This window comes from Microbacterium sp. (genome assembly GCF_048259935.1).
In the GTDB taxonomy this organism is placed as follows: Bacteria; Actinomycetota; Actinomycetes; order Actinomycetales; family Microbacteriaceae; genus Microbacterium.
On sequence record NZ_JBLXHF010000003.1, the window covers coordinates 259188 to 276066 of the forward strand.

General features: G+C 65.8%; 24 protein-coding genes and 1 pseudogene. 14 read left to right on the forward strand and 11 right to left on the reverse strand.

What is annotated here, in order from left to right; all coding sequences use genetic code 11:
- Window positions 1-29: 29 nt before the first annotated feature.
- Window positions 30-149 (reverse strand): annotated as a pseudogene (locus ACN0RC_RS06855) (glutathione-dependent formaldehyde dehydrogenase); the annotation flags it as partial.
- On the opposite strand from ACN0RC_RS06855, the gene ACN0RC_RS06860 reads away from it, so the two are divergent.
- The 6 genes from ACN0RC_RS06860 to ACN0RC_RS06885 all read left to right on the forward strand — a co-directional run bounded on the left by ACN0RC_RS06860 (window position 117) and on the right by ACN0RC_RS06885 (window position 4421).
- Window positions 117-293, forward strand: coding sequence for an SDR family oxidoreductase (locus tag ACN0RC_RS06860; RefSeq protein WP_417510454.1), 177 nt, complete (start codon window positions 117-119; stop codon window positions 291-293). The pseudogene ACN0RC_RS06855 and the gene ACN0RC_RS06860 overlap by 33 nt on opposite strands.
- Window positions 274-1341 (forward strand): FUSC family protein, encoded by a 1068-nt coding sequence (locus ACN0RC_RS06865; RefSeq protein WP_417510107.1) that lies wholly within the window; start codon window positions 274-276, stop codon window positions 1339-1341. The genes ACN0RC_RS06860 and ACN0RC_RS06865 overlap by 20 nt, the downstream gene beginning before the upstream one ends.
- 30 nt (window positions 1342-1371) lie before the next feature.
- Window positions 1372-1683, forward strand: coding sequence for a hypothetical protein (locus ACN0RC_RS06870; RefSeq protein WP_417510109.1), 312 nt, complete (start codon window positions 1372-1374; stop codon window positions 1681-1683).
- 90 nt (window positions 1684-1773) lie between these two features.
- On the forward strand, window positions 1774-2760 hold the full coding sequence (locus tag ACN0RC_RS06875) for a YihY/virulence factor BrkB family protein (RefSeq protein WP_417510111.1): 987 nt from the start codon (window positions 1774-1776) through the stop codon (window positions 2758-2760).
- 58 nt (window positions 2761-2818) lie between these two features.
- Complete coding sequence (locus tag ACN0RC_RS06880; protein WP_417510113.1) at window positions 2819-4144, forward strand: APC family permease; 1326 nt, start codon at window positions 2819-2821, stop codon at window positions 4142-4144.
- A 100-nt stretch (window positions 4145-4244) separates the two neighbouring features.
- Window positions 4245-4421, forward strand: a complete 177-nt coding sequence (locus ACN0RC_RS06885) for a hypothetical protein (protein WP_417510115.1) — start codon at window positions 4245-4247, stop codon at window positions 4419-4421.
- A gap of 21 nt (window positions 4422-4442) precedes the next feature.
- Here ACN0RC_RS06885 and ACN0RC_RS06890 read toward each other — a convergent pair whose 3' ends face one another.
- From ACN0RC_RS06890 to ACN0RC_RS06915, 6 genes are all read right to left on the reverse strand, one after another.
- On the reverse strand, window positions 4443-5435 hold the full coding sequence (locus ACN0RC_RS06890; RefSeq protein ID WP_417510117.1) for a cation transporter: 993 nt from the start codon (window positions 5433-5435) through the stop codon (window positions 4443-4445).
- Window positions 5432-5902, reverse strand: coding sequence for a hypothetical protein (locus ACN0RC_RS06895; protein WP_417510119.1), 471 nt, complete (start codon window positions 5900-5902; stop codon window positions 5432-5434). Before ACN0RC_RS06895 ends, ACN0RC_RS06890 begins: the two co-directional genes overlap by 4 nt.
- Before the next feature lies 1 nt (window position 5903).
- A complete protein-coding gene (locus tag ACN0RC_RS06900; protein WP_417510120.1) occupies window positions 5904-6398 on the reverse strand; it encodes a CinA family protein in 495 nt (164 codons plus the stop codon).
- The gene (locus tag ACN0RC_RS06905) at window positions 6395-6820 is read right to left on the reverse strand and encodes a CBS domain-containing protein (protein WP_417510121.1); all 426 of its coding nucleotides are present in this window, start codon (window positions 6818-6820) and stop codon (window positions 6395-6397) included. The genes ACN0RC_RS06900 and ACN0RC_RS06905 overlap by 4 nt, the downstream gene beginning before the upstream one ends.
- A gap of 38 nt (window positions 6821-6858) precedes the next feature.
- The gene (locus ACN0RC_RS06910; protein WP_417510123.1) at window positions 6859-7359 is read right to left on the reverse strand and encodes a hypothetical protein; all 501 of its coding nucleotides are present in this window, start codon (window positions 7357-7359) and stop codon (window positions 6859-6861) included.
- A gap of 88 nt (window positions 7360-7447) precedes the next feature.
- On the reverse strand, window positions 7448-7768 hold the full coding sequence (locus tag ACN0RC_RS06915) for a hypothetical protein (RefSeq protein ID WP_417510125.1): 321 nt from the start codon (window positions 7766-7768) through the stop codon (window positions 7448-7450).
- Window positions 7769-7849: 81 nt separating this feature from the next.
- Between ACN0RC_RS06915 and ACN0RC_RS06920 the strand changes: the two genes are divergently transcribed.
- The 4 genes from ACN0RC_RS06920 to ACN0RC_RS06935 all read left to right on the forward strand — a co-directional run bounded on the left by ACN0RC_RS06920 (window position 7850) and on the right by ACN0RC_RS06935 (window position 9870).
- Window positions 7850-8197 carry an ATP-dependent DNA ligase gene (locus tag ACN0RC_RS06920; protein WP_417510127.1) on the forward strand — a complete coding sequence of 116 codons (348 nt, stop codon included), beginning with the start codon at window positions 7850-7852 and terminating at the stop codon, window positions 8195-8197.
- Between the two features lie 111 nt (window positions 8198-8308).
- Window positions 8309-9187, forward strand: coding sequence for an SDR family oxidoreductase (locus ACN0RC_RS06925; protein WP_417510129.1), 879 nt, complete (start codon window positions 8309-8311; stop codon window positions 9185-9187).
- Window positions 9184-9492, forward strand: coding sequence for a hypothetical protein (locus tag ACN0RC_RS06930; protein ID WP_417510131.1), 309 nt, complete (start codon window positions 9184-9186; stop codon window positions 9490-9492). The genes ACN0RC_RS06925 and ACN0RC_RS06930 overlap by 4 nt, the downstream gene beginning before the upstream one ends.
- Before the next feature lie 39 nt (window positions 9493-9531).
- Window positions 9532-9870, forward strand: coding sequence for a DUF6804 family protein (locus ACN0RC_RS06935; RefSeq protein WP_417510133.1), 339 nt, complete (start codon window positions 9532-9534; stop codon window positions 9868-9870).
- 26 nt (window positions 9871-9896) lie between these two features.
- Here ACN0RC_RS06935 and ACN0RC_RS06940 read toward each other — a convergent pair whose 3' ends face one another.
- Genes ACN0RC_RS06940 through ACN0RC_RS06955 form a run of 4 tightly spaced genes read right to left on the reverse strand, consistent with a single transcriptional unit; the run spans window position 9897 to window position 13572 of the window.
- Entirely contained in the window at window positions 9897-10553 is a 657-nt protein-coding gene (locus ACN0RC_RS06940) for a response regulator (RefSeq protein ID WP_417510135.1), read from the reverse strand.
- The gene (locus ACN0RC_RS06945; RefSeq protein WP_417510137.1) at window positions 10546-11823 is read right to left on the reverse strand and encodes a sensor histidine kinase; all 1278 of its coding nucleotides are present in this window, start codon (window positions 11821-11823) and stop codon (window positions 10546-10548) included. The genes ACN0RC_RS06940 and ACN0RC_RS06945 overlap by 8 nt, the downstream gene beginning before the upstream one ends.
- Before the next feature lie 10 nt (window positions 11824-11833).
- A complete protein-coding gene (locus ACN0RC_RS06950) occupies window positions 11834-12649 on the reverse strand; it encodes an ABC transporter permease (RefSeq protein WP_417510139.1) in 816 nt (271 codons plus the stop codon).
- Window positions 12646-13572 (reverse strand): ABC transporter ATP-binding protein, encoded by a 927-nt coding sequence (locus ACN0RC_RS06955; protein ID WP_417510141.1) that lies wholly within the window; start codon window positions 13570-13572, stop codon window positions 12646-12648. The genes ACN0RC_RS06950 and ACN0RC_RS06955 overlap by 4 nt, the downstream gene beginning before the upstream one ends.
- A gap of 296 nt (window positions 13573-13868) precedes the next feature.
- On the opposite strand from ACN0RC_RS06955, the gene ACN0RC_RS06960 reads away from it, so the two are divergent.
- The 4 genes from ACN0RC_RS06960 to sufU all read left to right on the forward strand — a co-directional run bounded on the left by ACN0RC_RS06960 (window position 13869) and on the right by sufU (window position 16879).
- Window positions 13869-14807: an endonuclease domain-containing protein gene (locus tag ACN0RC_RS06960; RefSeq protein ID WP_417510143.1), complete on the forward strand. Its 939-nt coding sequence runs from the start codon at window positions 13869-13871 to the stop codon at window positions 14805-14807.
- A gap of 85 nt (window positions 14808-14892) precedes the next feature.
- Window positions 14893-15078, forward strand: coding sequence for a hypothetical protein (locus tag ACN0RC_RS06965; RefSeq protein ID WP_417510145.1), 186 nt, complete (start codon window positions 14893-14895; stop codon window positions 15076-15078).
- 59 nt (window positions 15079-15137) lie between these two features.
- On the forward strand, window positions 15138-16439 hold the full coding sequence (locus ACN0RC_RS06970) for a cysteine desulfurase (protein ID WP_417510147.1): 1302 nt from the start codon (window positions 15138-15140) through the stop codon (window positions 16437-16439).
- Window positions 16436-16879: a Fe-S cluster assembly sulfur transfer protein SufU gene (gene sufU, locus ACN0RC_RS06975; RefSeq protein ID WP_417510149.1), complete on the forward strand. Its 444-nt coding sequence runs from the start codon at window positions 16436-16438 to the stop codon at window positions 16877-16879. The genes ACN0RC_RS06970 and sufU overlap by 4 nt, the downstream gene beginning before the upstream one ends.

Consider the following 16879-nt stretch of genomic DNA (forward strand, 5'->3'; position numbering starts at 1 on the left):
CCGCTGAAGAGCTGCCGCCGATCTGAGGCTCAGGTTTTCAGGATGACCTTGATGCAGCCGTCCTCCTTGCGCTGGAACGTCCCGTAGAGCTCCGGTGCGTCCGCGAGCGGTACATGATGTGTCGCGAGGTCGAGCACGCCGAGCGGATCGAGGTCGGAGCGCTCATCGCTTTTCTCGCCTCTCCGGAGGCCGCCTATATCTCGGGCACCACGCTCGTGATCGACGGAGGCATGCTCCAGATGGGACCACAGGCCGGTGCAGCTATCACATGGCATGAGTGGCGAACGGTTTGAGTCGCTGAGAAACGCATTCCGCTCGGCACGGCTGCTGCTGGCGGCGAAGGCGGCGCTCGCTGTCGGCCTCGCGTGGGCCATCGCCCCGCACATGCCGGGTGTGACGGACGAGTATCCGTACTACGCACCGCTGGGCGCACTGCTGAGCATGTATCCGACTCTGATGGAGTCGGTGAAGTCGGGTCTGCAGACGCTGCTGGGTCTCGTAGCGGGTATCGCACTCGCCCTCATCGTGGTCGTGACCGTCGGGCCGAACTGGTGGATCATCCCTCTTGTCGCGGGTGTCGGAGTGCTGCTGTCAGGGACAGGCTGGTTCGGAGTCGGGCACGAGTACGTCCCGATCGCGGCGCTGTTCGTACTGATCATCGGCGGCCAGAACTCGGATGACTACTCATTGGGGTACGTGAGCCAGATGGCGGTCGGCGTTGCCGTCGGGCTGACGGTGAATCTGCTCATCGCTCCCGGAACTCTCACCGGGGCAGCCTCAGCCCGGATCGACGCCTTTCGCGAACAGCTCGCCGCGCACCTGCATGAGATCGGCGACGCCGTGTCCGACTCGTGGCCGCCGGAACGCGACGGATGGGTTCGGGATGCTGGAGCGCTGGCCGATACATCACGACAGGTGCGGCACGCGCTGGACGAAGCCGACACCAGCCGCAAGGGCAATCCGAGGGCGATGCGGGGTCGGCATGACACGTCCGAAGCGCACGATCGGCTGGAGGCCCTCGAGCTGATCGCCGTGCGTATCCGGGACATCTCCGAGGTGCTCGCCGATGCCATCTGGGATCGGCCGGGCGGGCTGGGTCTCAACCCGACGCTCGCGGAACCGCTGAGTGCGGCATGCACGCGCGTCGCCGACTGCATCGCACTCGACGAAGACGACAGCACGGCCGCGCACGAGGCGCGCGAAAGCGCAGCGCGAGCGGTTCGAGTGCTCCTCGAGTCCGTGAATCAGGCTGCTGTCGACTCGCACCAGGCGATGGGGCCGGGGGTGCTCATGTGCATGCACCTGCGGCGGATTCTCCTTCTGCTGAAAGCGCGGGAGTAAATGGTGATCGCCATGCGCTACGGTCAGCGTATGGGTTCGATTCAGTACGGTGGGTCTGAGGATCCAATTCACATCGACGACCGCGCGTTGGCGCACCTCAAGGTCGTCATCGCCACGAAGCTGCGACGCCAGGAATCGTTCACTCTGTCCTGGAAGCATGCAGACGGCGATCCGGTCGGTCGCTCGACGATCTGGGTGCATCCGTCCATTCCGCTGCGCTTCGTCTTCGATGAGCCGGATGGTCTGCCGCTCAGCGCGCGCTGGGTCGAGCAGCTGATGCACTCGGCGAACTCGACGGGCGGCATCTTGCTTGTCGACGAGGTTCTCGAAACGCAGAGCTGAGGCGACACGCAGAACTGAGAACCGGAGGCCCGGGGGCGAGGCCGTGTCAAGGGGCATGGCATCGCGCCGGGGAGCGACGAGTGTGGGTCTATGACCCGGCTATGGACTTTTGCGATCAGACGGATCTTTCGAGCTTTCGCTGCGGACGGGTGCGCGGACGTCGGCGCGAGCCTCGCGTTCTACGCGATCCTCGCCTTGCTGCCTGCGTCGATGGTCGGATTCTCCATCCTCAGCGTGCTCGGACGAGATGAGGAGACCGCGCAGATCTCTCTCGACGTCGTGCGCGCCGTCGCACCCGAGGAAGCGGCCGACGGGGTGGCGGACTTCTTGAGAGAGCTCGCCGACTTGCGTATGTCTGGCCTTCTGCTGGCGAGCGGGGTGCTTCTGTCGATCTGGGCGGTGGCGCGCTACGTCGGGGTCTTCGCGCGCGGAATGAATCGGATACACCGCGTGGAGGAGGGGCGTCGCATCTGGGCGCTCAAGCTCAGCCAGCTGGCTATCGCCGTGGTCATCATCGTCTGTGCCGTGATCGCCGCGCTGTTCCTCGCCGGCTCGGACCGTGTTGCGCAGGCGGTGGGCGAGGTTTTCGGGCTCGGCGAGGTGGCGCTCTTCATCTGGCGCATCGTGCGGTGGCCGCTGCTCGTGCTCCTCGTCGTGTTCGTCGTGGCGCTGCTGTATTACTTCGCACCGAACATTCGACCGTCACGATTTCGCTGGATGAGCCTCGGGGCAGCCGTCGCCATCCTCGTACTGGCGATCGCGTCCATGGCGTTCGGCTTCTACATCGCCAACCTCTCGGACTATGACCGGGTCTACGGGCCGCTGGCGGGGGTCATCATCTTCGCGCTGTGGATGTGGATCGCGAACATGTCCCTTCTGGTCGGGGTCGAGTTCGACCGGGAGCTGGAGCGCGTCCGCGAGCTCCGCGACGGAGTGCCTGCCGAGAGGCAGGTGCAGCTGCCGTTGCGCGACGCGACCCGGATCGCGAAGACCGTCCGCAAAGACAGCGCCGACGTGGCCGAGGCTCGCCGTATCCGTCGCGAGGCGCAGGCTGAGTCAGACGACGCGCACACATGAACAGGTTCCCACTGTCAAGGGTCGTGAGCGTTGCTCGCGCGATCTCTAGGTTGGAGCAATGACGAAAGAGACAGAAGCGCCCTCGCGGCTGCGTCGTGCCATCACAGGCCCGATGCTCTTCGCGTTCATCCTCGGCGATGTCCTCGGCGCCGGGATCTACGCACTGATGGGCGTCCTCTCCGAGGAAGTGGGCGGGATGCTGTGGGCTCCGTTGCTGCTCGCCCTTCTGCTCGCGCTGCTCACAGCGGGATCGTACGCGGAGCTCGTGACGAAGTACCCGCGAGCGGGCGGTGCAGCCGTCTTCGCGGAACGCGCTTTCCGCAGCCCGGTCGTGTCGTTCCTGATCGGCTTCAGCATGCTCGCCGCAGGAGTGGTGAGCGCTGCTGGTCTCGCGATCGCGTTCGCAGGGGATTATCTGCAGACGTTCCTTCCCGTGCCGCCGATCCCGGCCGCGATGGTCTTCCTTGTCATCGTCGCAGCCCTCAACGCCCGCGGCATCCGCGAATCTATGGGAGCGAACCTGGTGATGACGGCGATCGAGCTGAGCGGACTCGTGATCGTCATCGCCGTCGTCGGCTTCTTCTTCGCGGGTGGCGGCGGTGACGCATCGCGATTGTTGGAAGCGCCCGAAGGCACCACGGTGGGGATGGCGGTGCTGGGAGGCGCGATCATCGCTTACTACTCGTTCGTGGGCTTCGAGACCTCCGCGAACGTGATCGAAGAGGTCAAGGAACCATCGAAGACGTATCCCAAGGCGCTGTTCGCCGCTCTTGCGACGGCGGGCGTCGTGTACGTGCTGGTCGGCCTTGCCAGCGCGGTCGCGCTGCCGGCCGAGGAGCTCCAGGAATCGAGCGGACCGCTCCTCGCCGTCGTCGAGGCGACCGGCATCGGCGTGCCGTCCTGGCTGTTCAGCCTGATCGCGCTGATCGCGGTCGCCAACGGCGCGCTGCTCACGATGATCATGGCGAGCCGGCTCGCCTACGGCATGGCCGAGCAGGGGCTGCTACCGAGCGGACTCGCGCGTGTGCTGCCGCGACGCAAGACGCCATGGGTGGCGATCCTCGCGACGACGCTCGTGGCCATGCTGCTGACGCTCATCGGTGACCTCGCGACGTTGGCCGAGACCGTCGTGCTTTTGCTGCTGTTCGTCTTCCTCAGCGCCAACGTCTCGGTGCTGGTTCTCCGCCGTGACCGCGTCGAACATGATCATTTCCGGGTCTGGACCTTCGTCCCCGTGCTCGGCATCGCGTCCTGCATCCTGCTGCTGACCCAGCAGCGCGGGATGGTGTGGCTCTTCGGTGCCGTGCTCCTCGCGGTCGGACTCGGCCTCTATGCGCTCGCACAGTGGTTGCGCCGGCGAGAGCGCACGTCGTCTGGTCGGTGACAGCGAACGGGAGGTTACCCCCGGAACGATCCTCGGTCAACCCGATCGGGGACGACCGAAGACGGGGTTAGCGTGAGCGCACCGACCGAAAGGACACATCATGTCGAACCCCAATATCGTTCCCGTTCCGCTTCCGGATGATGATCGCGACGATCAGTCGACCATGGATGTCGACGGTGACAGCGTTCTCGATCCTGATGTAGACGAGAACCTGGTCGACAGCGCAGAAGCCGACCGTCTCGCAAGCGAGGAGACCGCGGAGTCGGGCGAAGAGTAATGACAGTGCGGCGCGGCAGAGCTATCCGGCATCCTTGTAGTTCAGCCCGTCGTCGGCTTCGTCAGGCAGACGGGTACAGGGGATCACGACGACATCCTGCACATTCCAGTCCATCGCCGAGATGGCCTCGGAGACCTCGTCGATCTGCGTGACCGAGACCCGCGACTTTCGAGGGATGATGAACGCCTCGACGTGGAATACCTGACCCTGATCGCGCATGCGCACGGCCGCATCCCTGATCCATGGCTGCGCGCGAAGATGCTCGACGATCTCGCGCGCGAGCGGATGCGGATCTTTGTCGTCATAGGTGCGGGCGCGATGGTCCATGAGATCGACGACAGCGCCCTTGGTGTTGCGGAAACCGTCCCAGATGATGCTCAGCGAGATGAAGAGAGCCGCCGCGCCGTCGAGCCACCATACGCCGAGACCGACCCCGAGAACACCGACGATCGAGGCGGCGTTGGTCTGCCAGTCGGCCTTCGCCATGTCGGCATCGGCGTAGAGGATCTTGTTGTGCAGCAGCGGGGCGAGCTTCGCCTTGGCATGGCCGTAGATGAATGGCCCGATGACGACGATGAGCATGACGCCGACCATCAGCCAGCCCAGCCAGATCGTGTGTCCGAAGAGGTTGACCGTACCGATCGTCGGATGCTCCGCCGCGATCAGCCCTGACACGGCCTCGAATGCGAGATTCAGACCGACCGCGAGCAGTGCGACGCCCGCGACCAGGTGTCCGATGCCCATTGCCCTGTGCATCCCGTAGGGATGATCCACGGTCGGTCCGCGTCGGACGAAGATCAGCGCGATGAGAAATGAGATCTGCGGAATGAGGGAGAGCATGTCCTCGATCCACGCCGTCCGCATCGCCTGGGAGTTTCCGACGACGAACGCGACCAGGATGATCGTGCAGACCGTGTAGCCGATCGTGGCGTATTCCCACCGCACGGCCTTCTTCAGCGCCTGCTGCTGCTCGGGCGGCAGATCGGTGCGGCCGAACTGATGATGGACGCTCACGAACCCAGCTCCGTGTCGAGGAACTCTTCCAGCTCTGTCAGAAACGCGTTCTCGCCGAGCGGCACGAACATCACGATGGCACGGTCGTCTGCGCCCTCGATGTCGCGGTATCCGCGCGTGACGCCGACACGGTCGATCCATGGCGCTTGATCGGTGAGCCCACCGACGACGAGGTCGAGGTCGCCCTCTTCCAGCATCACGACGAGCGTCTCCTCGCTGCCGGCCGTCCACTCGACGTCCGCGTCCAGCGATTCGGCGAACGTGTCGACGAGATCGATCAGCGGCCCGGACGGAGTGTCTGTCGAGGCGTCGGCGAGGCCCGCGTCAGATGAGACGCCCACACGCAGCTCGCCGCCGGACACCGTCTGCAGCGTGCCGTCGGGATCTGTCGGCACAGTGATGCCGCATCCTGTGAGAGCCGCGGTCATCGCCAACGCCAGCAGAATTCCATACAGTCGATTGCGCATCTCACTCCGATTGCTCAGACCGGCCGAGTTCTTCGGTGCGCACACGCACCAGCCGACAGGCCGCGGCGATTGTGGCCGTCAGCACGGTGTCGGGATCGCCCTCGAGCTGGAGGCGAAGATGTCCAACGCCGTCGCCGGTCGCCCAGCCCAGATACACCGTTCCCGGTTCGTGCCCTCCTTCAGTGTCAGGCCCGCCGACACCGGTCGTGGCGACGCAGACGTCGGCATTGAAAAGGGCGAGGCCGCCGCCGGCCAGTTGCTGCGCGCATTCCGCAGAGCACGGATCCACTCCGGGGGTCATCTTGAGCAAGTTCTGCTTCACATCGGTCAGATACGCGACGATGCCGCCGGCGAACCATGTGCTCGCTTCCTCGCCCGCACCGATCGTGTGGGCGAGGCCGCCGGATGTGAGCGATTCGACCACAGCGATGCGCACACCGTGAACGCGCGCCAGTTCGCTGATCCGTTCGACGTCGGCAGACGGAGTCGAGCTCATCCCGTCTCCTGCCGAGAGATGCTCTCGACAGTCACACCGGTTGTCTCCGGCGCGAGAGAGCGCGCGACATCCGCCTGGCTGATGATTCCCACGAGCAGGTGGTCGTCCATCACGGGCAGCCGTCGAATCTGATGCTCCTGCATCTTCTGCAGTGCGACCTGGATGTCATCCGAAGCCTCGACGGTCACGGGGCTCCCCTGAGCGAGCGCTCGCGCCGGCGTGCTCTCGGTATCGAGACCTTCGGCGACTGCACCGACCACGATGTCGCGGTCGGTGAGCATCCCCATCAGCTTTCGGTCTTCGCCGCAGATCGGCAATGCTCCGACATCGAGTTTCGACATGACGGCTGCCGCGATACTGAGCGAGTCGTTCTCTCCGATGCACCGCGGTGCAGAAGTCATGATGTCTCTGGCGAGCGTCATGCTCTTTCTCCTTCTCGGTCGACGGGCATAGCGACGGCTCAGCCGTCCTTGACTTCGAGGTCGGCTGGATCCGGCTCCTCGTCACCGCGATCGGTGTAGTCAGGTCGCGCCGGCTGCGCGGGTTGGTCGTCGAGCTCTCCACCCTCGCGCCCGCCGTACGGGCGACCATGATCGGCGAACTCATCCCGGCTGAAGACGAGAGTCCACGGGCCCGCGGTGAAGCGCGCGCCCGTGCGCAGAATCTCTGAACGGTCACCGCCGTCTGTCTCGGCAGCGAGCGGACTTGCATTCATCTCGCCCGCGCCGTGCAGCGTGAGCACGTATTCGTCGCGGTCGTCGTGCGCGATGCTCGCATGCACCGGATCAGTGTCGGCGAGCTGGAGCTCGTTGCCGTCAGCCGAGCCGATACGCACCGCGTCGATCGTGATGTGGTGCACGAACCGGTCGTCCTCACGCGAGACGAGCAACCTCGGAGCGCCTGCTCCCCATTCGGCATGGGTTGTCGTCGGTGTGTATCCGGGGGCAGTCTGGTCAGTCATGTCCGGTCCCTTCCTTCTCTCACTGGTGGCAACGTTAGGGCCGACCGGAGCGCGGAGGAGAGGGGCTTGACCTCGAGACAGTGCGCGGCTAGCTGGAGCTCCCCGAGGGCCGCACATGTTCGGGGATCAGGGTGATGCCCCCGCTCGTATTGGCGGAGTTGGCCATCGCGGTGATCCACTCCGCACTCAGCGCGGGCGGCTCAGGGGCATCGAACACGAAGCGCAGCGGGATCGACGGATGCAGCCAGATGGTCGACCGGCCAGGCTTCTCTCCCTCGGGGTGCCGCCACGAGAGGGTGAAGCTCTCGTTGCGGCGCAGCTTGGTCGCGATGACCACTTTGAGGTGTGCGAGGGCGCGGTCTTCGACCAAGATCGGATCGGCGCCGCCACCGTAGAAGATCGTTCCCATGGCATTACGCTAGCCCCAGAGAGATCCGTCCGAAAGCGGCAGTCGTCGCAACAGGGCGAACATCACGGGAGCAAGGCAGCTATGGGCAAGTTCATCTATGAGGGCGGCGTCAAGGTAGAAATCGAAGATCGCGCGCTAACCCACCTGCAGCTCGTGATCAGCGCAAAGCTACGACGGGGCGAACCCTTCGCCTTCAGCTGGCGCGAGGACGCCAGTGTGGGCGGCGGTCGCACCACGGTGTGGGTGCATCCGGGCAGTTCGATCGTCTACAAGTACTACGGCGGACGTCAGCCGTCGATCAACCGTGCGTGGGTCGACGCCCTCGCGTACACCGCGAACGCCCCATCCGGCCTCTATCTCGTTCCTGAGCCGGCCGACAACGGTGAAGCCGGAACCGCAGAGATGTCAACGGTGCCACCGGTCAGCTGACCTGTCGAGCGTGCGGGCTCGTTCGCACCGGTCGATCATCGTGTCAACCCCCTGGCCGGGGAGGCTGAACAGAACAATAGTGTGACTACACCCATTGCGAGGAGGCCACACATGCACACCGAAGATCCCCGCCATGCGCATTCAGACGCGGGATTTCCCGCTCAGACGCAGAACCAGCCTGGCCTGACGGATCAGATGCGCCCCGCGCCCGACCACGGCGAGACAAGCTACGTCGGTCATGGTCGCCTCGAGGGTCGCAAGGCGCTCATCACCGGTGGTGATTCCGGCATCGGGCGCGCTGTGTCGATCGCATTCGCCCGCGAGGGAGCGGATGTCGCCATCGTGCACATGCCCGAAGAACAGGCGGATGCTGACGCCACCCTTGACCTCGTGAGAGAGGCAGGACGCACGGGCCTCGGTCTCGCAGGCGATCTGCGAAATGAGGACTTCGCCACGGAAGTCGTGCACAAGACGCGGGAGGGGCTCGGCGGGCTCGACGTCCTCGTTCTCAACGCTGGCTATCAGCACGACATCGACGGCTTCGCCAATCTGCGCACCGACGAGATGCGCCGCGTCTTCCAGACCAACCTCGAGGGTCTGCTCTTCTCCGCTCGGGCCGCGTTCGAAGGGTTGGAAGCCGGAGCGAGCATCATCGTCACGGCATCCATCCAGTCCTTCAACCCCTCTTCGGGACTCATCGACTACGCAATGACCAAGGCGGCTCAGGTGGCATTCGTGCGGGCGCTCGCCGAAGAGGCAGGCCCACGCGGCATCCGGGTCAACGCGGTGGCCCCCGGCCCCATCTGGACGCCGCTGATCCCCGGCACGGGATGGGACGAAGAGAAGATCCGCACCTTCGGCAGCGACACCCCGCTCGGGCGCGCGGGACAGCCTGCCGAGCTCGCTGGCGCCTACGTCTATCTCGCGTCCGCTGAGTCGTCGTACACGTCCGGTGCGATCCTTCCCGTCACCGGAGGAAAGCCATTATGACCATGACAGCCCCAGAGCCCCCCAGACCGGCATCCGTCTGGGAAGTGATCCCGCTCACTCACAACTCGTGGAGAATCTGCGATGCCGCGCTCATGGAAGCAGATGCCTCCCGTCTGGTCGCCTACATCGACCGCAACGAGAGCGGGCACTTCGACGTGCTCTGGTTGCGCAGTCCGTGCCCCACGCGCTCGCGCTACCGCAGCATGGACGAGCTGCTCGCCGAGCTGGATGCCGCGCAGACCGCCGATACGCCCTCGCGCTCCACCCGCCCGACGCACATCCCGCACTTCCCGCCCACGCACTGAACGCTCACGCACTGAACGCGAGTGCGCGAAGATGGAGCTATGGCTTCTCCTTCCCCACAGCTGCAGCGCAACGCTCTGGTCCCCGGCATCCTCGCGGCGATCGCGCTGATCATCTCTCCGCTGCCGCTTTTCGCAGAGGGGCTCGGGAGGACCATCGTCCTCTTCGTCGTCACGATCCTCGCGTTGATCGTCGCGTGGTTCGCGCTGCAGGCAGGGCAATGGTGGTGGACGATCGCGCTCGTCATCATTGCGGTGGTCTGGAACCCGGTCTTTCCGCTCACACTCGACCCGTGGATCTGGGTGACCGGCAGCATCGTGGGTGCGCTGGTGTTCGTCACCGCGGGTGCGGTGGTCAAGAACGAGCGCACGACTCCCTGAGCGCGACCTCGATCAGGTGATGTCGCTCAACCTACGAGACCGAGGCGGTGGGCGAGGATCACTGCCTGGATGCGGTCGCGCACTTCGAGCTTCATCAGCACGCGTCCGACGTGCGTCTTCACGGTTGATTCGCTGAGGAACAGCTTCTGTGCGATCTCGGCGTTCGTCAGACCCTCGCCGATCGCGATGAATACGTCCCGCTCGCGCTCCGTCAGCGACCCGGTCGGGTCATCCACAGCAGGCACTGTGCGCAGCTGCGGACTGAGATGCTCGAGGAATCGCCGCGTCACCCGGGGTGACAGCACGGCGTCCCCGCGGTGCACAGCACGCACGGCCGAGATCAGCTCGTGCCGTTGCGCATCCTTCAGGAGGAACCCGCCCGCACCCGCGGCGATCGCGCCGAACGCGTATTCGTCGAGATCGAAGGTGGTGAGCACGAGCACGCGGCTCTCCGGAAGCTCTTTCATGATGGTCTGTGTTGCGGCGATGCCGTCGGTCCCCGGCATCCGCACGTCCATCAGCACCACGTCGGGGCGCAACGTGCGAGCGGCAGCGATCGCGGCCTCCCCGTCTGCGGCCTCGCCGACGACCTCGATATCGGGCTCGGCCTCGAGGACGAGCCCGAAGCCGACCCGGATCAGCTCCTGATCGTCGACGAGCAGCACGCGGATGCTGTCACTCATGGCGTTCCTCGGTCTCTGACTCGTCGTTGCGCAATTCGGCATGCAGGAGCCATCGGCCCTCTCCCGACGGCGCGGATGACAGCGTGCCGCCGGCGTGCGCGGCGCGCTCCTGTAGTCCGCGGATGCCGAAGCCCGAGGTATTGGCGGGGCCAACGACGCCGTCGTTCTCGATGTCGATCGTGACGCGCTCGGGTTCGTACGCGATGCGCACCGAGATCGTGCGCGCGGCGCGAGCGTGCCGCATGGCATTGGTCACGCCCTCCTGCACGATGCGTCCGATCGCGAACTCCACGGCGGGCGAGGCAGCCGGTGACGTCGCCGCAGATCCCTTGATGGTCAAAGTCGCCGGGTATCCGGCGGTCTGCGCGGCAGCGATCGTATCCTGCGGGGTGATAGGCGCGGAGGGAGCCAGCGGAGCATCCGCATCTCCATCGCGCAGCACGCCGAGCATGGCGCGCATCTCGGCTAGCGCGCCGCGCGCGGTTGCCGCGGCGGCAGTAGAGGCATCCCGGGCGCGCTCGCGATCGTCGGTGGCGGCAGCGCCCTCAGAGAGCGCGACGACAACGGTGAGCGAGTGCGAGACGATGTCATGCATCTCACGGGCGATGCGTGCGCGTTCTGATGCGGCCGCGATCTGTCCCTGCTGATCGCGCTCGACGAGCAACTGGCGGGAGCGGGCGATGATCGCCTCGACGTAGCGTTTGCGGCCGCCGATGTTGACGCCGATGAGGGTGCCGATCAGGGCCGTGGTGAGCTCGCCGGCCACTCCGTTCACGGAGTCCAACAAGTGCAGCGGACCCCACAACCACATCATCACCGCGATCAGCGTGTAGATGCCTATTCCGCAGCCCAGGCCTATCCAGGCGGCGCGAGCCGACCGATAGACGGCGAGCGCATAGCTGGCGACGAGCAGCAGAATGCCGCCGCCGGGAGACAGCGAGAAGAGATAGGCGACCGACACCGCGTACGAGGCAACGACAACGAGTACCGGCCACCGCCGACGCCAGACCATCAGCACGCATGCCGCGAGGATCAGGACGGCGAGAACGATCCACCAGACCGGGGACGGCACAGGCTCATCTGCGTTCCCGGAAGGGGCGCCAAAGCCGACGAACGTCAGCGGACCTGTGGTCAGCAAGAAGCAGATCAGCGCGATCAGAATGTCGGCGAGCAGCGGATGCCGCGCCCAGAACCTGCGGATCACCCCGGGGGTACGCGGCAACCGCAGCTCCGCGTCCGTGAGGACAGAGGAGCTGCGGCCGGTGTTCACGTGGTCGACTCTACGCGTCACGTGTGCGCAGAACCGCCCAGGCGCCGAGCATGCCTGCGGCAACCCATGCGGCGAGGGTCGTGTATGCCTCGACCGCGGGGATGCCGAAGTCGTCCTGCGGAAGGATCGCACTCTGCGCGGCTGACATCGGCAGGTGGTTCACCACCGTTGCGATCCATTCCCACCCAGGGCCCGCCGCGGCGAACAGACTCGCGATCAGCGGCAGCACGAACAGCAGACCGACGGTCGCGGCGATCGCCCCCGCACCGGAGCGCAGGAGGAAGCCGAAAGCGAGACCGATCAGCGCGCACACCGCCATCGAAATCGACGCGGCCAGGATCGGCAGGGTCGACTTCGCGGCATCGTCCCATGCGAACGGGATGTCACCGTCGGCGAAGAACGGGGTGACGGCGAGAGCTGCGGTGAAGAAGATGATCAGCGATGAGATGAAGAGCACGATCGCGATGACGACCGCCTTCGCCGCCAGCACCGCGCCGCGGACGGGCTGCGCGGTGAAGGTCGACCGGATCATTCCGGTGGAGTACTCACCGGTGACCGAGATCACGCCGAGGATTCCTGCGAGCAGCATCGTGAACTGCATCGGCGAGACCACGGCCTGGATCGGCTCGAAGCCCACGACGTCTTTGAGCGATGCTGCCGCGATCAGGGCGATTCCGATCGTGAGGAGGGCCGAGATGCCGATCGCCCACCATGTCGAGCGGAGGGTGGAGAGCTTGATCCACTCGCTACGCAGCAGACGTGGGAAGGTCAATCGAGAAGGCGATGCGACGTGGGTGGCTCGCCTCGGGGCAGTCGTGGTGGTCATGAGATCTCCTCGGGGTTCTCGACGGAGCTGCGGTACTCGACGGACTCGCCGGTCAGGGCGAGGTAAGCGTCTTCGAGCGAGCCGGTTGTGGGGGTGAGTTCGTGCAGTGCAATGCGCTCGGCCGCGGCGACATCACCGATGCGGGATGCCGGGATGCCGTTGACCTCGAGCGTCTCGGGACCGGTGGTCACGATCTCCACTTCGGGTCCTTCCAGGGCGGAGGCGAGCTCAATCGCGCGTGGTGTGCGCACGAGCACGGAGTTTGTCGTCCATGAGCGCACGAGCTCGGGGAGCGGAGCATCCGCCAGCACCCGCCCGCGCCCCATGACGATCACGTGATCGGCGGTCTGTGCCATCTCGCTCATGAGATGGCTGGAGAGCAGCACGGTGCGGCCCTCGGATGCTGCGTGACGCACGAACTGGCGCACCCAGCGCACGCCCTCGGGATCGAGACCGTTGACCGGCTCATCGAGGATGAGTGTGTGCGGGTCGCCCAGGAGCGCCGAGGCGATGCCGAGACGCTGCCCCATGCCGAGTGAGAACTTACCGGCACGCTTGCGGGCAACGGGTCCGATGCCGGCGAGATCGATGACCTCGTCGACGCGGGATGCCGGGATGCCGTGGGTCGCTGCCATCGCGCGCAGGTGGTTGCGGGCGGTGCGGCCGGTGTGCACGGCCTTCGCATCGAGGAGCACTCCCACTTCGCTCAGTGGTGCGCGCAGCTTGCGGTACTCCTGGCCGTTGACGGTGGTGCGCCCGGACGTTGGACGGTCAAGCCCCACGATCATGCGCATGGTGGTCGATTTTCCGGCGCCGTTCGGGCCGAGGAAGCCCGTGACCGTGCCAGGGCGGATCGTGAACGACACATCTTGGACGGCGGTCTTGTCTCCGAACCTCTTCGTGAGGCCTTCTGCAGTGATCATGCTTCGACGCTACGGATGGCGGGCATAGTCCCGCGTCCTCCTGCGGTACCGACCCCGTGGCACTGCGGAATGACCCGCGCGTGCGGTGCGGTGCGTGGACGGGGCGGTGCGAGATGCTTCGTGTCGGTTATTCGGGCCCAGAACCGACACGAAGCATCCCGCATGCTCTGGGAGCAGGGGGCGGGGCAGAGGCGCCAGGCGGGTACACGTACTGCACAGCGCGCAGATATCGCGAGCTATCCACATTCGTGCGAATGGCGGGCAGCGGTGCCTCGGGAATCGCCCAAGCTGTGTGCATGCGCATCCCGAAGAAGCTCCCCTCGCGGCTGGGCGACCACTTCAGCATCCGCACTGCGAATTCCGCAGGGGTGGGGCGATCCCGCCGCGATGCCAACGATCTGCACCGGCCCTTCCGCGGAACGCGCTCGAAGTCCGTGCCGGAGACATTTCGCCAGACGATCGCCTGTTACCAGCCCCGCATGCGGCCCGAGCATGACTTCGCAGGACGTACCGCCGCCCGAATATGGGGACTTCCGCTTCCGTGGTTCTGGAAGTCGGACGAACCTCTCGACATCGCTGTGCCGCCGCACCTGAACCCGCCGAAGATCGCAGAGGTCAAGGGGCGGCGTCTCGCCAGCGCGCGGGTGCGTCGATGGACTGTGTCCGGAGTGCCCGTCGTGGATCCCATCAGCGCGCTGTTCACGTGCGCGCCGGAACTCACCGTCAACGAGGCGGTCACGATCATCGACGCGCTCATCACCGATGCTGACAATTATCCCGATCTCGGCCCGGGGCGCCCGCTCGCCACGGTGGAGGACATCGAGGGTCGACTCGTGGTCTGGGGAAGATTTCCCAGGAGTGGAACGGTACGCAAAGCGATCCCCCTCGCGCGCCCTCAGGTCGAGTCTCCGAAGGAGACGGAGACTCGATTGCTGATCACGGATGCTGGGTTCGGGGAACCGGTCGTGCAGCACGAGGTGTTTGACGGCGGACTCTTCGTGGCACGGGTTGATCTGGCGTACCCCGAGCTCAAGATCGCGATCGAGTACGAGGGTGACGGGCATCGTCGCGACCCGAAACAGTGGCGCACCGACATCCGGCGCCAGCGAGATCTGGAGGACCGCGGCTGGATCGTGATCCGCCTGACCCAGGACGACCTTGGCAACCGCGGCGCAGCCCTGTTAGCGCGCCTGCGCGGTGCGATCACGAGCGCGAGGGCGGGAGATGCGAGATGAATTTTGCCGATTCTGAGCCCGAGTGGCAGTCAAAAATGATCCAGGATGAGTTTCGTTCGCGCGGGTTCCGGCGTACGGTGCGGATATGGATGATGAGCACCGACACGACCCTGCTGACGAAAGCCGCCCCGAAGAGAGCGCGGTAGATGTCGCTCGCTCGGACGACGCGCCTCTCGGCGGTGACAAGGCGACGGAAGAGCAGCTGGATGCTGATAACGAGGTCGAAGAGGACGCACTGAAGGCGCTGAACCCGGACGATTCACCCGCCTGAGTCCCGCCCATCGCCCGGCCTGTCGCCCTGCCCCTCGGTGCAGGTGAGAAGCTTGAACAATGACTTCGTCTCTGCCCGTGACCGATGCACTGACGGATGCCGAGATTCGCGGCATCCGCGCGGACTTCCCGATCCTGCAGACCGAGGTGAACGGGCATCCGCTGGTCTATCTCGACTCCGGTGCCACTGCCCAGCGCCCGCTCGCGGTGCTGGACGTGGAGCGCGAGTTCCTCACGACACTGAACTCCGCTGTGCACCGGGGCGCGCACACTCTCGCCGCAGAGGCGACCGAGGTGTTCGAAGACGCGCGCAGCACGCTCGCCGGGTTCATCGGCGCCGACGACGACGAGCTCGTCTGGACGTCGAATGCGACCGAGGCGATCAACCTCGTCGCCTACGCGTTCTCCAATGCCTCGGCCGGGCGCGGGGGAGCGGCGGCGGAACGATTCCGTCTCGGCGAGGGCGACGAGATCGTCACGACCGAGATGGAGCACCACGCCAACCTCATCCCGTGGCAGGAGCTCGCCGCGCGCACCGGGGCGACCCTGCGCGTCATCCCGCTCGACGATGACGGCGCACTCCGTCTCGATGAGGCTGCGCACCTGATCACCGAACGCACGAAGATCGTCGCGATCACTCACGTGTCCAATGTGCTCGGGGTCATCAACCCGGTCGAACAGGTGATCGCGCGGGCGCACGAGGTCGGCGCGCTGGTGCTGCTCGATGCGTGCCAGTCAGCCCCGCACCTGCCGATCGACGTGAAGCAGCTTGAGGTCGATTTCGCCGTCCTCTCCGGTCACAAGATGCTCGGCCCCACCGGGATCGGCGCGCTCTACGGCCGCCGCGAGCTGCTCGAGGCGATGCCGCCGTTCCTCACCGGTGGGTCAATGATCACCACGGTCACCACCACCGAGGCCGAGTACCTGCCCCCGCCGCAGCGGTTCGAAGCCGGCACCCAGAGGGTTTCGCAGGCCGTCGCGCTCGCCGCAGCTATTCGCTATCTTGATGGCGTCGGGATGCCGCGCATCGCCGCCCATGAGGCGCACCTGGGGGCAAGGCTCGTCGATGGACTCACTGCAATCGACGGCGTCCGCGTGCTCGGAGCCAGCATCGAGCTGTCGCGAGTGGGACTGGCGAGCTTCGACATCCCCGGCATCCATTCGCACGATGTCGGGCAGTTCCTCGACGACCGGGGAATCGCCGTGCGGGTCGGCCATCACTGTGCGCAGCCGCTGCACCGCAGGCTCGGCGTGACAGCATCCACCCGCGCCAGCACCTACCTGTACTCGACCGACGACGAGATCGACGCCTTCCTCGACGGCGTCGCCGCCACCATCGACTTCTTCGGAGTGCGCTCATGACCTCCAGCGACCTGCAGAACCTCTACCAGGAACTGATCCTCGACCATTCGCGCACCCCGCACGGCTTCGGCCTGCGCGAAGATGTCAAGGCGCAATCGCACCAGTTGAACCCCACGTGCGGCGACGAGATCACCCTGCAGGTGCACCTCGCCGACGACCAGACGATCGAGGCCATCGCGTGGGAGGGTCACGGCTGCGCGATCTCTCAGGCATCGGCATCTCTGTTCGCTGACCTCGTCGAGGGAATGACCGTTCCCGAGGCGCAGAGAAGGATCGATGTGTTCCGCGAAGCGATGCGTTCCCGCGGCAAGATCGAGCCCGATGAAGAGCTCCTCGGAGATGCGGCCGTACTCGGCAGCGTGTCCAAGTACGTTGCGCGGGTGAAGTGCGCCATGCTCGGCTGGGTCGCCGCAGAAGACGCGATGCGCAAGCTCGACTGA

Excerpts from the sequence above, each read along its gene's own strand:
- ACN0RC_RS06955 (WP_417510141.1), bottom strand. The coding sequence starts at position 13,572 with ATGATCACTGCAGAAGGCCTCACGAAGAGGTTCGGAGACAAGACCGCC.
- ACN0RC_RS06950 (WP_417510139.1), bottom strand. The coding sequence starts at position 12,649 with ATGACCACCACGACTGCCCCGAGGCGAGCCACCCACGTCGCATCGCCT.
- ACN0RC_RS06910 (WP_417510123.1), bottom strand. The coding sequence starts at position 7,359 with ATGACTGACCAGACTGCCCCCGGATACACACCGACGACAACCCATGCC.
- ACN0RC_RS06925 (WP_417510129.1), top strand. The coding sequence starts at position 8,309 with ATGCACACCGAAGATCCCCGCCATGCGCATTCAGACGCGGGATTTCCC.
- ACN0RC_RS06970 (WP_417510147.1), top strand. The coding sequence starts at position 15,138 with ATGACTTCGTCTCTGCCCGTGACCGATGCACTGACGGATGCCGAGATT.
- ACN0RC_RS06965 (WP_417510145.1), top strand. The coding sequence starts at position 14,893 with ATGGATGATGAGCACCGACACGACCCTGCTGACGAAAGCCGCCCCGAA.
- ACN0RC_RS06920 (WP_417510127.1), top strand. The coding sequence starts at position 7,850 with ATGGGCAAGTTCATCTATGAGGGCGGCGTCAAGGTAGAAATCGAAGAT.
- ACN0RC_RS06895 (WP_417510119.1), bottom strand. The coding sequence starts at position 5,902 with ATGCGCAATCGACTGTATGGAATTCTGCTGGCGTTGGCGATGACCGCG.
- ACN0RC_RS06960 (WP_417510143.1), top strand. The coding sequence starts at position 13,869 with ATGCGCATCCCGAAGAAGCTCCCCTCGCGGCTGGGCGACCACTTCAGC.
- ACN0RC_RS06915 (WP_417510125.1), bottom strand. The coding sequence starts at position 7,768 with ATGGGAACGATCTTCTACGGTGGCGGCGCCGATCCGATCTTGGTCGAA.
- ACN0RC_RS06940 (WP_417510135.1), bottom strand. The coding sequence starts at position 10,553 with ATGAGTGACAGCATCCGCGTGCTGCTCGTCGACGATCAGGAGCTGATC.
- sufU (WP_417510149.1), top strand. The coding sequence starts at position 16,436 with ATGACCTCCAGCGACCTGCAGAACCTCTACCAGGAACTGATCCTCGAC.
- ACN0RC_RS06935 (WP_417510133.1), top strand. The coding sequence starts at position 9,532 with ATGGCTTCTCCTTCCCCACAGCTGCAGCGCAACGCTCTGGTCCCCGGC.
- ACN0RC_RS06880 (WP_417510113.1), top strand. The coding sequence starts at position 2,819 with ATGACGAAAGAGACAGAAGCGCCCTCGCGGCTGCGTCGTGCCATCACA.
- ACN0RC_RS06860 (WP_417510454.1), top strand. The coding sequence starts at position 117 with ATGTGTCGCGAGGTCGAGCACGCCGAGCGGATCGAGGTCGGAGCGCTC.
- ACN0RC_RS06900 (WP_417510120.1), bottom strand. The coding sequence starts at position 6,398 with ATGAGCTCGACTCCGTCTGCCGACGTCGAACGGATCAGCGAACTGGCG.
- ACN0RC_RS06875 (WP_417510111.1), top strand. The coding sequence starts at position 1,774 with ATGACCCGGCTATGGACTTTTGCGATCAGACGGATCTTTCGAGCTTTC.
- ACN0RC_RS06885 (WP_417510115.1), top strand. The coding sequence starts at position 4,245 with ATGTCGAACCCCAATATCGTTCCCGTTCCGCTTCCGGATGATGATCGC.
- ACN0RC_RS06930 (WP_417510131.1), top strand. The coding sequence starts at position 9,184 with ATGACCATGACAGCCCCAGAGCCCCCCAGACCGGCATCCGTCTGGGAA.
- ACN0RC_RS06865 (WP_417510107.1), top strand. The coding sequence starts at position 274 with ATGAGTGGCGAACGGTTTGAGTCGCTGAGAAACGCATTCCGCTCGGCA.
- ACN0RC_RS06870 (WP_417510109.1), top strand. The coding sequence starts at position 1,372 with ATGGGTTCGATTCAGTACGGTGGGTCTGAGGATCCAATTCACATCGAC.
- ACN0RC_RS06905 (WP_417510121.1), bottom strand. The coding sequence starts at position 6,820 with ATGACGCTCGCCAGAGACATCATGACTTCTGCACCGCGGTGCATCGGA.